A 13,341-nucleotide genomic window follows, 5' to 3' on the forward strand; every position below is an offset into this window, starting at 1 on the left:
CGTGCACCATGCTCCCCCCTGAACAGCCCCTGAGCACCACCGACCAGGTCCAGAACCTCATTTTGGAAAGTGCCGACTTCGAGGACTTCCTCAACGAACTGGCGCGTTTTTCCGCCCACCAGATGGCCGGCGACGGCGACGACGCACTGTGCGGCATCACGCTCCTTCGCGACCGGAAGGCCGCCACCATCGGCTGGAGCAGCGATTCGGCCAGGGAAGTGGATGAGATCCAGTACTCCCTCGCTCAGGGCCCCTGCCTCACGGCGGCCAAGGAGGAACGCGAAGTCAACGTTCCGGACCTGTTTGAAGAGAACCGCTGGGGCCCCGACTACGCTGCAGCCGTTGCCTCCCACGGGCTGCGCTCCGTGCTGTCCCTCCCTTTCAACCTCCACGGGGAGGCGAAGGCGGCGCTCAACCTGTACTCGGACGCCCCGCACAAATTCGATGAACGTGCCGTTAAGAGGGCGCGCGAGTTCACCCGCGAGATCTCCCAGGCGCTCCGCCTGGCTGTGCGGTTCTCCCTTCACACCGACAGCGCCGCCAACCTCCGCGCCACCCTGGAGTCCCGGACCATCATCGACCTCGCCATTGGCATCGTGATGGCCCAGAACAGGTGCAGCCAGGAAGCCGCAGTGGCCATCCTCACCGAAGCCTCCAGCAACACCAACACCAAACTCAGGGACATTGCCAAGTCCCTGGTTGACTCGGTGGGAGGCGTTGGAAGCCGCACCCACTTCCAGGAGCCCGGAAAGCGGCAGGCCGACCAAAGCGCATAGCCGGCAACCAGCCCACTTCCTTGTTACTGACGGGTTGTGCCGGGCTTCTGCGGGGGGTTACGCTTACCGAGGTTGAGCCGTCGGCCATAGACACCCTCTTTTGGAGTACCTATGGACCGCGCATTAAATGCATTCGTTAACCTTGATGTCCCCGCCGACGTCGTCCGTATCGATATCAGGGGCAGCCTGAACCAAAGCTCCCGCCCTGAACTCGTGCACATCATCCGTCGCGTCCGCCGGATGGGAATCCGCTCCCACGTCCGCGTTGACCTCTCCGCGGCCGAGAAGGTTGAGTCCTCCGCCCTTGCCGGCCTCCGGAGCGACCTGAACGCCATCGATAGCGATACGCTGCCGGGGATATACGGCAGCGGGGTTTCATTGGCTTTTTCCCCGGGCCCGGAAGAATGGGCCGCCCAGCCGGACCCGCAGCAGCCGCTGGCACTCATCGACATCCTCACCGACATAACGGAGGACGGAGAGGACTTCGCCGACGGGTATCCACTGGTGCCCACCGGCCGCCTGGAAGAGTTGTGCGGCCGGCCGCTGGAGGAGTACTCGGATGCGGAACTGCTGACTGCCAGCGACTGGATTTTCGCCCTGTTGGACACTCCCGGAGCCTTTGCCGGGCCGGACCTGCTGGGCCGGTATAACGACATCGGCCTGGAGTTCCGGCGGCGCCGGCAGGAGGACTCGGTTCCCCTGACTGCCTCGGAGGGCCAGGCGGCCAGTTGAGGGGTGCCGGCTGACCGGGCGTCACTCAATGGTTACACCCGGATTCTTGCGGCAGCGTCTTCGGGTATGCCTACGGTAGAGGCGTGCCGTATGAGGGGGAGGTAAGTCCGCAGGGCCGGCCCGGGATCCCTGGGGCCAGGCTGCTGGCAGAAGGTGCTGCCCTTAAACAGTTCTCACGGCGCGGATTCCTGGCGGGCACGGGTGCTGCCGGACTGCTCGCGGCAGACATGCTGCTGACCCGGCAGGTGCAGGCACAGCGCCGCACGGACCGGATCCTCACTGTTGCTGACGACTTCGCCGACACCTACTACCCGGACGCCAGCTGGTTCCTGTTCCCCGGATACAAGACCAGCTGGGAGGAATCGCAGTGGATCCTCAACTCGCTCCGCGGGGCCCTGAACAAGCGGGCACAGCTGGCTGCGGTGGGTTACTCCAACCAGGGCCTGGATATTGACGACATCGTCATTGCCGTCATCGAGCATGTCCGGGCGCGGAAACTCACGAAGCTGTTCTTCTACGGCCACAGTTTCGGCGGGATGGTGGCCACCCAGGTTGCTGCACGGCTCCTGGAAATCCACGGTGTGGAGGTTCAGTTCATCGTGCTGGACTCAAGTCCCTACAGCAAGCACGATGTCCTGGACCAGAGCTGGTTCGACGGCGTGGTGTTCCTGTACGAGCGGGGCTTCCGGTTCCCGTCGACCCTTCGTGGAGGGTATGAGCTTGGGGAGCGGGTCATCCACAAGGACGAGCGGAGCTGGCGGCAGATCCTGGACCAGACCCTCGAACAGCTGTCCCCGATTGCCCCCTCAAGCCTGCTGATCCAGTCCGAATCGGCCTACATCTACCACTTCGACGGCAGCAGGTTCGCCGGCAAGCTGGGCAGTGCCAAGATGGCGTACATCGGCAACCCCCGGGACCGCACAGTCCGCTACCAGACAGCGGTGGAGGCCTGGGCCGTGGCGTTCAAGGCGAACATGGTCTCGAGCAGCCTTCATACCGAAGGCGCCAGGCCGGCCCACGCAAGCCCCGGATGGAACCCCAACGTGTACCGGCCGGTCCTTGAACAGCTGCTGGACGAGCACTTCCCGCTGCCCCGCGGCGGATCCCGGGTGACAGTCTTCTAGCGCCCCTGCTAGATCTGGTTCTTCAGGTCGGCCACGGAGTTCAGGACCTGGTTGGGCCGGAACGGGTATGAACCGATGTCGTCGCGCTGGGTGATGCCGGTCAGGACCAGGACGGTGTGCAGGCCGGCTTCCATGCCCGCGATGATGTCCGTGTCCATCCGGTCCCCGATCATCGCCGTGGTCTCAGAGTGGGCATCGATCTGGTTCATGGCCGAGCGGAACATCATCGGGTTGGGCTTTCCCACAATGTAAGGCTCGCGTCCGGTTGCCTTGGTGATCAGCGCCGCGATGGCTCCGGTGGCCGGCATGGGGCCGTCCTTGGACGGCCCGGTGGCGTCCGGGTTGGTGGCAATGAAGCGGGCCCCGGCCAGGATGAGGCGGATGGCCATGGTGATTGCCTCAAAGGAATACGTGCGGGTTTCCCCGAGCACGACGAAGTCCGGGTCCTGGTCGGTGAGGATGAAGCCTGCCTCGTGCAGCGCCGTCGTAAGTCCTGCCTCACCGATGGTGTAGGCGCGGTTCCCTGATCCGGAACCCTCCACCTGGTTCTTCAGGAACTGGGCGGTGGCCAGGGCCGAGGTCCAGATGTTCTCTTCCGGGACCTCCAGGCCGGACGCGCGCAGCCTGGCGGCCAGGTCGCGGGGGGTGAAAATGGAGTTGTTGGTGAGTACCAGGAAGCGCTTGGACGTGTCCACCCAGCGCTGGATGAGCTCGGCGGCGCCGGGAACTGCCTGGTTCTCGTGGACCAGGACACCGTCCATGTCCGTGAGCCAGCACTCGATTTCCTGGCCGCTGCGGTATACCGCCGGGTTTCCTGCTACCTGGTCTGCTTCTGCCACGTCTACCTCCACGGGTGATGAATGCTCCAGTGGTCCAGTCTAGTGTTGAGGGGTGAACCAGACGCCCGGCATGACATCCGAACCGCAGGCAGAACCCGGGGAGACTCCCGGGGAGCCCGGGCCCGCGGAGACGCACGCTGAAAAGGCGGAGGTCGGCGTCGGGCCCTGGGAGGGTGAATTGCCGGAAGGGGACCACTGGGATCCCGATCTCCTTGCCGACGGCGACCGCCGCAACGTGCTGGACAAGTACCGGTACTGGAAGCACGAGGCGATCGTGGCGGAACTGGACTCGCGGCGCCACAACTTCCACGTCGCCATCGAGAACTGGCAGCACGACCTGAACATCGGCACGGTGGTGCGCACCGCCAACGCGTTCCTCGCGAAGGAAGTGCACATCATCGGACGACGGCGGTGGAACCGGCGGGGCGCCATGGTCACCGACCGCTACCAGCACGTCCGCCACCACCCCACGGTGGAGGACTTTGTGGCCTGGGCGCATGGGGAAGGGCTGGCGATCATCGGGATCGACATTTTCCCCGATTCGGTTCCGCTCGAGACCTACGAACTGCCCCGGGACTGCGTCCTGGTGTTCGGCCAGGAAGGACCCGGGCTGACGCCGGAAGTCCACGAGGCCGCCGAAGCCACCCTGTCCATCGAGCAGTTCGGCTCCACCCGGTCCATCAACGCTGCCTCCGCCGCGGCCATCGCCATGCACGCCTGGGTGCGCCGGCACGTGTTCAACCAGCACGTGGGGCGTAATCCGGAACACTCTTTGGGCGTAAATGACTAGGATGGTGCTAGCCGTAAGCGGTACTCCAGGGTTACCAGCCCACAGACGAACCTCAGCATAGGAGTCAGCATGCCCATTGCAACCCCAGAGATCTACTCCGAGATGATCGACCGCGCAAAGGCGGGCGGCTTCGCATTCCCGGCCGTGAACGTGACGTCCTCGCAGACGCTGAACGCGGCCCTGCGCGGCTTCGCCGAAGCCGAGTCCGACGGCATCGTCCAGGTCTCCACCGGCGGTGCTGCCTACTGGTCCGGCGCCTCCACCAAGGACATGGTTGCCGGTTCCCTGGGCTTCGCGGCGTTCGCCCGCGAAGTCGCCAAGAACTACGGCGTCAACATCGCCCTGCACACGGACCACTGCCCCAAGGACAAGCTGGACGGCTTTGTCCTGCCCCTGCTCGCTGCCTCCGAGGCTGAGGTCAAGGCCGGCCGCAACCCGATCTTCAACTCGCACATGTGGGACGGCTCCGCCGAGACCCTGCAGGAAAACCTGCGCATCGCCCGTGAACTGCTGGAGCGCACCGCTGCCGCCAAGATGATCCTCGAGGTCGAAATCGGCACCGTGGGCGGCGAGGAAGACGGCGTTGAGAACGAGATCAACGAGAAGCTCTACACCACGGTGGAAGACGCCCTGGCCACCATCGAGGCACTGGGCGCCGGCGAGAACGGCCGCTACATCACGGCCCTCACCTTCGGCAACGTCCACGGCGTCTACAAGCCCGGCGGCGTCAAGCTCCGTCCGGAGATCCTGAAGGACATCCAGGCCCAGGTGGGTGCCAAGATCGGCAAGGACAGCCCGTTCGACCTCGTCTTCCACGGCGGCTCCGGCTCTTCGGACCAGGAGATCGCCGACGCAGTCTCCTACGGCACCATCAAGATGAACATCGACACCGACACCCAGTACGCCTACACGCGTCCGGTGGCCGACCACATGTTCAAGAACTACGACGGCGTCCTGAAGGTCGACGGCGAGGTCGGCAACAAGAAGACCTACGACCCGCGCGTCTGGGGCGCCTCCGCCGAAGCCGGCCTGGCAGCCCGCGTGGTGGAAGCCACCAAGCAGCTCGGTTCGGCCGGAAAGACCTTCTAGATGTCGGACGAGTTCCGCCGGAACCTGATGGGCCCGGAACCTACGCTCCTGCCTGCCGAGACCGAGGTCTACGAGCAGCTTGACGCGGGCCAGGAGGCCCTGGACCTCGTGGCCAAGCACCCCACATCCTCGCTGTTGTGGGCCGTGCTGGCCGAGGAGGCCTGGGCGGAGGGGCGCACCATCGATTCCTACGCTTACTCCCGGGTGGGCTACCACCGGGGACTGGACTCGCTGCGCCGCAACGGCTGGCGGGGCGTGGGGCCCATCCCGTGGGAGCACGAGCCCAACCGGGGGTTCCTGCGGGCCCTGTACTCGCTGGGCCGGGCCTCCGCCGCCATCGGCGAGGCGGAGGAGCCTGAGCGGATCGAGAAGTTCCTGAACGACTCCGACCCGTCGGCGAAGGCTGCCATCGAGGCGAAATAGCAAGCACTGAATAAAGTACGACGGCGGCAGGTTACCTTTTGGAGAAGAGGTGACCTGCCGCCGTCGTAAGCGGTGATTCTGGCGGCATCGGCCCACGTCCGCGGGGTTCCCTGGCCGGGGAGCCGCCCCGGCGAGGGCCCCGGCCGGAGCCTGCGAGGGCAGGGAGCCGGCGCGGACTTGCGGGGTTAGGGCGCGGATGGGGATTTCTGCAGGCCCGTACGTGCCATGGCGTCGGTGTAGGCGACGCGCATGTCCTCGAGGTACTCCTCCTGGCGGACCGGCGAACCGGCGAACGCGCGGCCGCTGAGGGAACGCACCTTGTAGGTCTTCAGTCCGCGGCGCCACAGCAGCGGAACTTCGGTCTTCAGCAGCAGGTTGGCGAGGCGGTTGGCCTCGGTGCCGTGCGCCACGATCACCGATGCGCGGGGAACCAGCGCCAGGAACTTCAGGAGCGGTTTGAGGCCGGCGGAGATCTGGTCCGGGGTGAACTTTCCGTTGGGCTCTCCCGGGAGGTGCCACGGGTGGACGTTCCACGGCATCACGAATTCGGGACGCAGGCCCAGCTTCCACTGGATGCCGAGCATCCGGGTCACGGCATCGTGGTCCCCGGGGGTGATGAACCCGGACTTGTCAGCCTCGCCGATGTTCGAGTACAGGCTGATGATGCGGCACTCGTCCACATCGTGCATGGGGTCGACGTAGGGCACTACGGTGCCGGGCTTGGCGTCCTGCAGGGAATCGCACAGTTCATTGACGGCCGCGACGTTGGGTTCGTAGCGGCGGCTCAGGAGTTGCTCATGGAAAGATTCGGGTGCCAGGGCTGTCATGTAGTGCTTGATCTCCTGCGGGGATTGTTGTTGCTTCCGCCGGTGAAAATGGGCGCACGACGGCACAGCTCATCAACGGCGGTTAGTTGGGGTGGGCCGATTCCTGGTCGGCCTTTCCCAGTTTAGCAAGCCCCGCGAAACGAAACGCCGGTCCAGGACAACCAATAAACGCGGTCGGCAGGGTTTCGCAACGTAATAACTGACTGCAGATTCCTGTCACGTCCATTGACAGCATTCGTTCAGGTTGGTTGGCTTTTGTCACAGCCGGCATATGGGGGATCACCGCTGGCTGGACACACCCTATGCACTCGAAAGAGGTACCGCACCGTGAGAAAAACCCTGGCAACCTTCAGGACCCTGGCACTAACCGGAGCGCTGGCTTTGGCGGCAGTGACCGTCCCGGCGCCGGCCCTTGCCGTCGGCGAAGGCCCCAATTACGACGGCAACGGCCAGATCACCACATCGAAGCTTGCCACCTACGACCAGATGGTTGCGTTCCTCAAAGACCAGGACGCCCGCCAGCCCGCCATGGAGCTGGAAGTCATTGGCCAAACGGTCAAGGGCCGGGACATCCACCTGGTCAAGTACATTTCGGACCCCGCCAACCCCACCATCCTCTACCTGACTCAGCAGCACGGCAACGAACAGCTCACCACCGAGGGCGCCCTGGAATTCGTCAAGCACCTGGGCGCCGGCAAGTCAGGGGACATCCTTGACGGCGTGAACATCCTCGTTGTTCCCATGCTTAACGCCGACGGTGCGATGGGGGACGTGAATTTCTCCCTGGACGACTACCTGGCCAAGGGCGACCGCAACATGACCCGCTACAACGCCGAGGAAGTGGACCTCAACAGGGACCACGTGGCCAAGGTCCAGCCTGAAACGCAGGCGCTGCACAACAACGTGATGCGCAAGTACCAGGTGGACTACATGATCGACCTCCACCACCAGGGCACGCGCAGTGAACGTGACGGAAAGCTGGTGTCCGGCTCGATCCTGTACCCCACCACGCCCAACGCCGATCCGGCAGTGGTGCAGAAGTCCAAGCAGCTGGGCGCGGTGGTCTTCGACAATGTCGACTCCACCGGCTGGGGCCACCTGGGCAAGTACGTGGGCGGCAGCGCCGAGACCATCAGCCGCAACGGCATCGCCGTGGAGTACGGCATTGCGACGCTGCTCTTCGAGATGCGCGGCATGTCCGACCACTACCTGGACGGCTACGCCCTGGGGCTGCGCAGTAACGGCTACCTGATCAAGCAGACCGTCACCACGCTGACGGCCACCGCCGCCGCCATCGCTGACGGTTCAATCGCCGACGCCGACACCTCCTTCTGGGACAGCCTCGCCACCCAGACCTCCCGCCCGGGTGAGGAAGCCGACGACGAGTAGCGGCCCACGCTGACGCTCCGCCGCGGTCCCTTCCTGCAGCAGCCCGCGCTGCGGGAAGGGCCGCGGCGGACCAACGAGTGGACAAAGTCGCCCATCGGCTAAACTTGGGTGGTAAGGGCCCCGGAACTCTTGCGTCGCTGTGCCGCCATCGGACCAGTGACAGCCGGTACATTCGGGGCATTCTCATGAACGGCGCTGCGCAGGACCGCCACAGTGTGGCCGGAACCTGGCAGCCCGAACGAATGGGGGAGGATCCCATGCCAGCAATTGTGATCGTAGGAGCCCAGTGGGGCGACGAAGGAAAAGGCAAGGCCACCGACCTGCTCGGCGGCCGTGTTGACTACGTCGTCAAGCCGAACGGCGGCAACAACGCCGGGCACACCGTCGTCGTAGGCGGTGAAAAGTACGAACTCAAACTGCTGCCGGCAGGCATTCTCAGCCCCAACGCGGTCCCCATCATCGGCAACGGCTGCGTGGTCAACCTCGAGGCCCTCTTCCAGGAAATCGACGGCCTGCAGGCACGCGGCGCCGACACTTCAAAGCTCCGCGTTTCCGCCAACGCCCACCTGGTGGCCCCCTACCACCAGGTCCTGGACAAGGTCACCGAGCGCTTCCTCGGCAGCCGCGCCATCGGCACCACCGGCCGCGGCATCGGTCCGGCCTACATGGACAAAGTGGCCAGGCTGGGCATCCGCGTGCAGGACGTCTTTGACGAATCCATCCTCCGGCAGAAGGTGGAAGGCTCCCTCCGCCAAAAGAACGAACTCCTGGTCAAGGTCTACAACCGCCGCAGCGTCGTGGTGGATGAGATCGTGGAGTACTTCCTGTCCTTCGCCGAACGGCTCCGCCCGCTGGTCATCGACAGCACGCTGGTCCTGAACACCGCCCTGGACGAGGGCAAGGTGGTCCTGATGGAGGGCGGCCAGGCAACGTTCCTGGACGTGGACCACGGCACCTACCCGTTCGTGACCTCTTCCAACCCCACCGCCGGCGGCGCGTCCGTTGGGTCGGGCATCGGGCCCACCCGCATTTCACGCTCCATCGGCATCATCAAGGCCTACACCACCCGCGTTGGTGCCGGGCCGTTCCCCACGGAACTCTTTGACGAGATGGGCATGTACCTCCAGAAGACCGGCGGTGAGTTCGGCGTCAACACCGGACGCCCCCGCCGCTGCGGCTGGTATGACGCCGTCCTGGCCCGCCACGCATCGCGGGTCAACGGCTTCACGGACTACTTCGTCACCAAGCTGGACGTGCTCACCGGCATCGAGCAGATCCCTGTCTGCGTGGCCTACGACGTCGACGGCGTCCGGCACGATGAAATGCCCATGACGCAGACCGAGTTCCACCACGCCGTACCGATTTTCGAGTACTTCGAGGGCTGGACCGAGGACATCACCGGCGCCCGCACCCTCGCGGACCTCCCGGAAAACGCGCGCAACTACGTCCTGGCGCTCGAGAAGCTGTCCGGGACGCGCTTCTCCGCCATCGGCGTGGGCCCAGACCGGGACCAGACCATCGTGGTGAACGACCTCATCAACGACTGACCGGTCCGTGATCGGGTAGAAGCAGGAAATTACGACGGCGGCGGGGCACCTTTGCAAGGGTGTCCCGCCGCTTGCGTCCGCCCGGCGGGAGGGTCCTGCGGCAATTTACACAGGGTTAACGTGGTTGGTCTTGTGAGGCTGCCGGGAAGCCCGCGAGACTCGTTTGTACACCCTGTGACTGCGAGGAAGGACTTGCCATGGCCGGGAAATTCGAGGCATTTGTGGACTCTGATTCGTCTTTCAGGTTCCGGCTCCTGGCCCCTGACGGCGCAGTCATGGCCGTATCCGGCCCGTACCAGGACAAGGCCGCCCTCGCTGCCGGCATCGCCGCCGTCCGGGAGTGCGCCGGTACAGGTCTGGTCACCGATCTTTGTTCCACCCCCGGGGCCGCAACCCGCCAGGCACCCGCCCGCGTCCCTGCTCCGGCGGAGGAACCGGCCACGGCTGCACCACGGACCGAGTGCGACGACCAGCGCGTCCCCGCCGGAGGGCACACCTTTGTTCTCGCCAAGGGCCCGCGGCGGCAGGGCACCCGGCCCCGCTGGACCGCCTCGGTCCGCTGACCCGCAAAAGTTTTCAAAGTTTTTTCGGTGGCGCGTAACCCTTTACGTGCCTGCGGCGATTACCCCTATGTAGCGCCGGCCTGGAACTTGTCCCCCATCACGTTCCAGGCCGGCTCTTTCACTTTCCGACGGCAGGGGCAGCTGCCTTGTCGGACCGGCAGCATACGCGTGGCGGTCCTCGGCGGTGGTTACTCGGCGGTAAAGTGGGGCGGGGAAAAGGCGTTCCGCATGCCGGACGGCCTCTCCGCGCAATCACACCCCATCTTTGACCGAAAGCTCCGCGTCCGTGACTGATGCCCTGACAGACGAGGCCCTGGACGGCCCCGCCGGGACAGCGGTGTTCAGCGTTGTCTACCGGACGTATGCATCACAGGTCCTGGGCTATCTGACGGCCCGGGGAGTCGAGGATCCGGAGGCGGCCATGCAGGAAGTGTTCCTCTCCGTCCTGCCGCGCCTTGGCTCGGTGCACGGGGGAGCCGCCGGGCTGCGCACATTCATCTTTTCGGTGGCCCATGCCCGCATGGTGGACGACTACCGGCGCCAGAGCCGTACTCCCGCCAAGCTCCCGTTCGAACCTGAGCTGGACAGGCGCGAGGATTCGTCGGCGGAAACGGAAGCGCTGGAGCGGATAGCACCGCAGGAGGTCCTTGGCCTGCTGGATGCGCTGCCGCAGGACCAGCGCGAGGTACTGGCCCTCCGCCTCGTGGCTGGACTTACCGTGGAGCAGTCCGCGGAAGCCATGGGCAAGAGCGAGGGCGCCGTCAAACAGCTACAGCGCCGGGCGCTCCTCAAGCTCCGGGAACTTGCGGATGTGAAGGAATACCTTAAGCCATGACACCACAGGCGCCCCACACAGCGGACACTGTGGAGGAACTGCTCCTTGAGGCGGGCTTTGGGCAGGACGCAGGCCTGCGCCGGACCCTCCTGGCAGTCGGTTCCCTGGCGGACCTTCCCGTGCCGGCTCCCACGGGACAGCTGGCTGCCCTGCTGGCCGCCGGTCTCTGCGCACCCGGGACGGACGCGCAAGGCAGCGATACGGCGGAAGGCACCCCGAACGACGAACCCGGGCGGCGCCGCCGGCTGCGCGCGCACCGGCCCACCGTCGTCGGGCTGGCACTGGTGGCGGGCATGGGGATGGGAGTTGGCACCGTGGCAGCCAGCTCCGCCAATCCTGCCCATACCGGCAGCCCCTCAGTCCAGCAGCTGCTTGAGGACTGGTCCCCCTCCTGGACCATCCGGACACCCCAGGCCGCCGCGCCCGGACCGCTCCAGGATGGCAGCAACGACGCTGCGCAGGATAACGGCGGGCCGGCGGGCGGCACCGCCCCTGGCAGTGAACCGCCGGTGGAGACGCAGCCTGCGGAGGAGTCCGGGCAGGCCACAGCTGTCCCTTTGCCCGGCCAGGGCGGGCAGGAACCCGGCGAAGGTCCCGCGGCCGACGGACAGGACGGGACCACGGAACGGAAAGAGGCCGCAGAAGCCGACGCGGCATTAGCGCCGGAACACACCCGTGGGCCTGATGCCGGGAACCGCAACGGGAGCCATCCGGACAACCCAGGACAACCGCCAGTGGATGCTCCCGGTGTGCCGGGAACAGCCGGACAGGGACCATCAGGCCAGGGAGCCGGCGCAGCCGCCGCAGATAACCCTGTCCCCGGGGCCAAGTGGCGGGACAAGTTCGTCCGCTAGCTTTACTGACGTGAGAGGTTGGGGACGCTGCGCAGCGGGGTGCACGCTTGCCGCCGCTGCCTCCGCGTAGGCTGAACCCATGGGCCACACGAACGATCCTGCAGTCATAGAACGCCTGATGCGCACCAAAGGACGCTGGGCCATTGTCGGCCTGAGCACCAACGAATGGCGGGCCGCGTTCGATACTTCGCTGTTCATCCGCGACCGGCTGGGCATGGAAATCATCCCCGTCAACCTGCCCGGCAACCCTGTCCACGGCGAACCCGGGTACCGCAGCCTCCTGGACATCCCGGCCGCCAAGCTGCCCATCGACGTCGTGGACTGCTTTGTGAATTCCCAGAAAGTTGGGGCCGTCGTGGACCAGGCGATCGCGGTAGGCGCGAAGGCGGTATGGATGCAGCTGGGGGTCGTCGATGAGGCGGCAGCCAAACGGGCCAAGGACGCGGGGCTGGACGTTGTGATGGACAGCTGTCCGGCGCAGCAGGCATGGAAGTTCAATCTCTGACAGGCTTTCAGCCTTAGCTCTTCAGCAGCTCCGGATAGTGCCGCTCCGTGACATCCGGGTGCGCCCGCATCCTGCCTTTCAACATGTTCATTCCAAACGAGGCCAGCAGGGGGTTCGCCGGATCATCCGTGATTCCCCTCGCTGCCGCCTTCAGCTCCGGCGGCAGCGGCACAGGGTGGATTACCGCGTCGAGCCGCGGAGACCAGAAAAACGGAACGGAGTACCGGTCCACCCCCGGCGGCGGTGCCTGTACCCGGTGGATGGTGGCCGCCAGGTAGCCTTCCGTGGCCACCTCAAGCATTTCGCCGAGGTTCACCACCAGCGCCCCCGGGAGGGGTTCCACCGGAACCCATGCTGCCGCACCTGGCGGCAGGACTTCCAGCCCGCCCACGTCGTCCTGGAGCAGCAGCGTGACGAATCCGTAGTCTGCGTGCGATCCCACGCCCTGGTCTCCAGCGGCCTCCACCACGCCGCCCACATAGTGCACCAGCTTGCCCATCCACGCCGGCGACCCCTGGAACGGTTCGTCGAAGTAGTCCTCAGGAAGCTGCAGGGAAACGGCGATCCCCCTGAGCAGCTCCATCCCCACCAATGACATCAGTTCAGCCCAGGCCATGGCCACGGGGCGAAGCTCGGGGAACGATTCATCGGGCCAGAGGTTGGGGCCCTGCAGCAGCCAGAACGGCTGGTCCTCCGGATAGTCCCTAACGGGCTGCCGCTCGGGCGAGTAGTCGATCTGCTCCCGCGCGTCTGCCTTTCCCTGGGTGACCTCGGTGCCCATGCGGGTGTAGCCGCGGAAGTGTGGTGAAAGCCGGTTGTCCAGCTTCAGGCGCTCCTCGAGCGGAAGGCTGAAGAAGCGCCTGATGGTGTCCAGAAGCTGTTCCGGTTGGCCGGGGGCCGCGCCGTAGCCCGTGATCTGGAAGAAGCCCACATTGTGGGTGGCGTACCGCAACTGCTCGATGAAATCCGGGCGGAAGGACCCGTCGGCCTGCCGCGCCGTGCCCAGGTCCAGAACAGGTATCAGCCCCTGATCGCGTGCCATCCTCGC

15 protein-coding genes are annotated in these 13,341 nt (G+C 65.6%); 12 read left to right on the forward strand and 3 right to left on the reverse strand.

Annotation, left to right across the window (positions count from 1 at the left end):
* Positions 1 to 8: 8 nt before the first annotated feature.
* The 3 genes from AC4BCK_RS03255 (at position 9) to AC4BCK_RS03265 (ending at position 2,632) form a co-directional block, all read left to right on the forward strand.
* Positions 9 to 776: a GAF and ANTAR domain-containing protein gene (locus AC4BCK_RS03255; protein ID WP_174180929.1), complete on the forward strand. Its 768-nt coding sequence runs from the start codon at positions 9 to 11 to the stop codon at positions 774 to 776.
* A 111-nt stretch (positions 777 to 887) separates the two neighbouring features.
* Positions 888 to 1,508: a hypothetical protein gene (locus tag AC4BCK_RS03260; protein WP_174180931.1), complete on the forward strand. Its 621-nt coding sequence runs from the start codon at positions 888 to 890 to the stop codon at positions 1,506 to 1,508.
* An 83-nt stretch (positions 1,509 to 1,591) separates the two neighbouring features.
* Entirely contained in the window at positions 1,592 to 2,632 is a 1,041-nt protein-coding gene (locus AC4BCK_RS03265; RefSeq protein WP_174180933.1) for an alpha/beta fold hydrolase, read from the forward strand.
* Between the two features lie 8 nt (positions 2,633 to 2,640).
* Here the strand turns inward: AC4BCK_RS03265 and AC4BCK_RS03270 are convergent, their stop codons facing one another.
* Positions 2,641 to 3,471 (reverse strand): HAD-IIA family hydrolase, encoded by an 831-nt coding sequence (locus AC4BCK_RS03270; RefSeq protein WP_229666440.1) that lies wholly within the window; start codon positions 3,469 to 3,471, stop codon positions 2,641 to 2,643.
* Between the two features lie 70 nt (positions 3,472 to 3,541).
* Between AC4BCK_RS03270 and AC4BCK_RS03275 the strand changes: the two genes are divergently transcribed.
* The 3 genes from AC4BCK_RS03275 to AC4BCK_RS03285 all read left to right on the forward strand — a co-directional run bounded on the left by AC4BCK_RS03275 (position 3,542) and on the right by AC4BCK_RS03285 (position 5,773).
* Positions 3,542 to 4,261 (forward strand): TrmH family RNA methyltransferase, encoded by a 720-nt coding sequence (locus AC4BCK_RS03275; RefSeq protein WP_490566571.1) that lies wholly within the window; start codon positions 3,542 to 3,544, stop codon positions 4,259 to 4,261.
* Positions 4,262 to 4,330: 69 nt separating this feature from the next.
* Entirely contained in the window at positions 4,331 to 5,350 is a 1,020-nt protein-coding gene (gene fbaA, locus AC4BCK_RS03280; RefSeq protein ID WP_028272257.1) for a class II fructose-bisphosphate aldolase, read from the forward strand.
* Positions 5,351 to 5,773 carry a DUF3151 domain-containing protein gene (locus tag AC4BCK_RS03285; RefSeq protein ID WP_104188186.1) on the forward strand — a complete coding sequence of 141 codons (423 nt, stop codon included), beginning with the start codon at positions 5,351 to 5,353 and terminating at the stop codon, positions 5,771 to 5,773.
* A 185-nt stretch (positions 5,774 to 5,958) separates the two neighbouring features.
* Here AC4BCK_RS03285 and AC4BCK_RS03290 read toward each other — a convergent pair whose 3' ends face one another.
* Positions 5,959 to 6,600, reverse strand: a complete 642-nt coding sequence (locus AC4BCK_RS03290) for a uracil-DNA glycosylase family protein (protein ID WP_490566572.1) — start codon at positions 6,598 to 6,600, stop codon at positions 5,959 to 5,961.
* Between the two features lie 327 nt (positions 6,601 to 6,927).
* On the opposite strand from AC4BCK_RS03290, the gene AC4BCK_RS03295 reads away from it, so the two are divergent.
* The 6 genes from AC4BCK_RS03295 to AC4BCK_RS03320 all read left to right on the forward strand — a co-directional run bounded on the left by AC4BCK_RS03295 (position 6,928) and on the right by AC4BCK_RS03320 (position 12,293).
* Positions 6,928 to 7,989, forward strand: coding sequence for a M14 family zinc carboxypeptidase (locus AC4BCK_RS03295; RefSeq protein ID WP_400592480.1), 1,062 nt, complete (start codon positions 6,928 to 6,930; stop codon positions 7,987 to 7,989).
* A 257-nt stretch (positions 7,990 to 8,246) separates the two neighbouring features.
* Positions 8,247 to 9,536, forward strand: coding sequence for an adenylosuccinate synthase (locus tag AC4BCK_RS03300; RefSeq protein ID WP_174180943.1), 1,290 nt, complete (start codon positions 8,247 to 8,249; stop codon positions 9,534 to 9,536).
* 197 nt (positions 9,537 to 9,733) lie between these two features.
* Positions 9,734 to 10,099, forward strand: a complete 366-nt coding sequence (locus tag AC4BCK_RS03305; RefSeq protein WP_174180945.1) for a YegP family protein — start codon at positions 9,734 to 9,736, stop codon at positions 10,097 to 10,099.
* 286 nt (positions 10,100 to 10,385) lie between these two features.
* Positions 10,386 to 10,934, forward strand: coding sequence for an RNA polymerase sigma factor (locus AC4BCK_RS03310; RefSeq protein WP_174180947.1), 549 nt, complete (start codon positions 10,386 to 10,388; stop codon positions 10,932 to 10,934).
* Entirely contained in the window at positions 10,931 to 11,788 is an 858-nt protein-coding gene (locus AC4BCK_RS03315; RefSeq protein ID WP_251421938.1) for a hypothetical protein, read from the forward strand. The genes AC4BCK_RS03310 and AC4BCK_RS03315 overlap by 4 nt, the downstream gene beginning before the upstream one ends.
* 79 nt (positions 11,789 to 11,867) lie before the next feature.
* Positions 11,868 to 12,293, forward strand: coding sequence for a CoA-binding protein (locus tag AC4BCK_RS03320; protein WP_174180950.1), 426 nt, complete (start codon positions 11,868 to 11,870; stop codon positions 12,291 to 12,293).
* A 13-nt stretch (positions 12,294 to 12,306) separates the two neighbouring features.
* Here the strand turns inward: AC4BCK_RS03320 and AC4BCK_RS03325 are convergent, their stop codons facing one another.
* A complete protein-coding gene (locus AC4BCK_RS03325; RefSeq protein WP_490566573.1) occupies positions 12,307 to 13,335 on the reverse strand; it encodes an isopenicillin N synthase family dioxygenase in 1,029 nt (342 codons plus the stop codon).
* Positions 13,336 to 13,341: the final 6 nt, after the last annotated feature.

The sequence above is a fragment of the Pseudarthrobacter sp. As-47 genome (genome assembly GCF_058215595.1).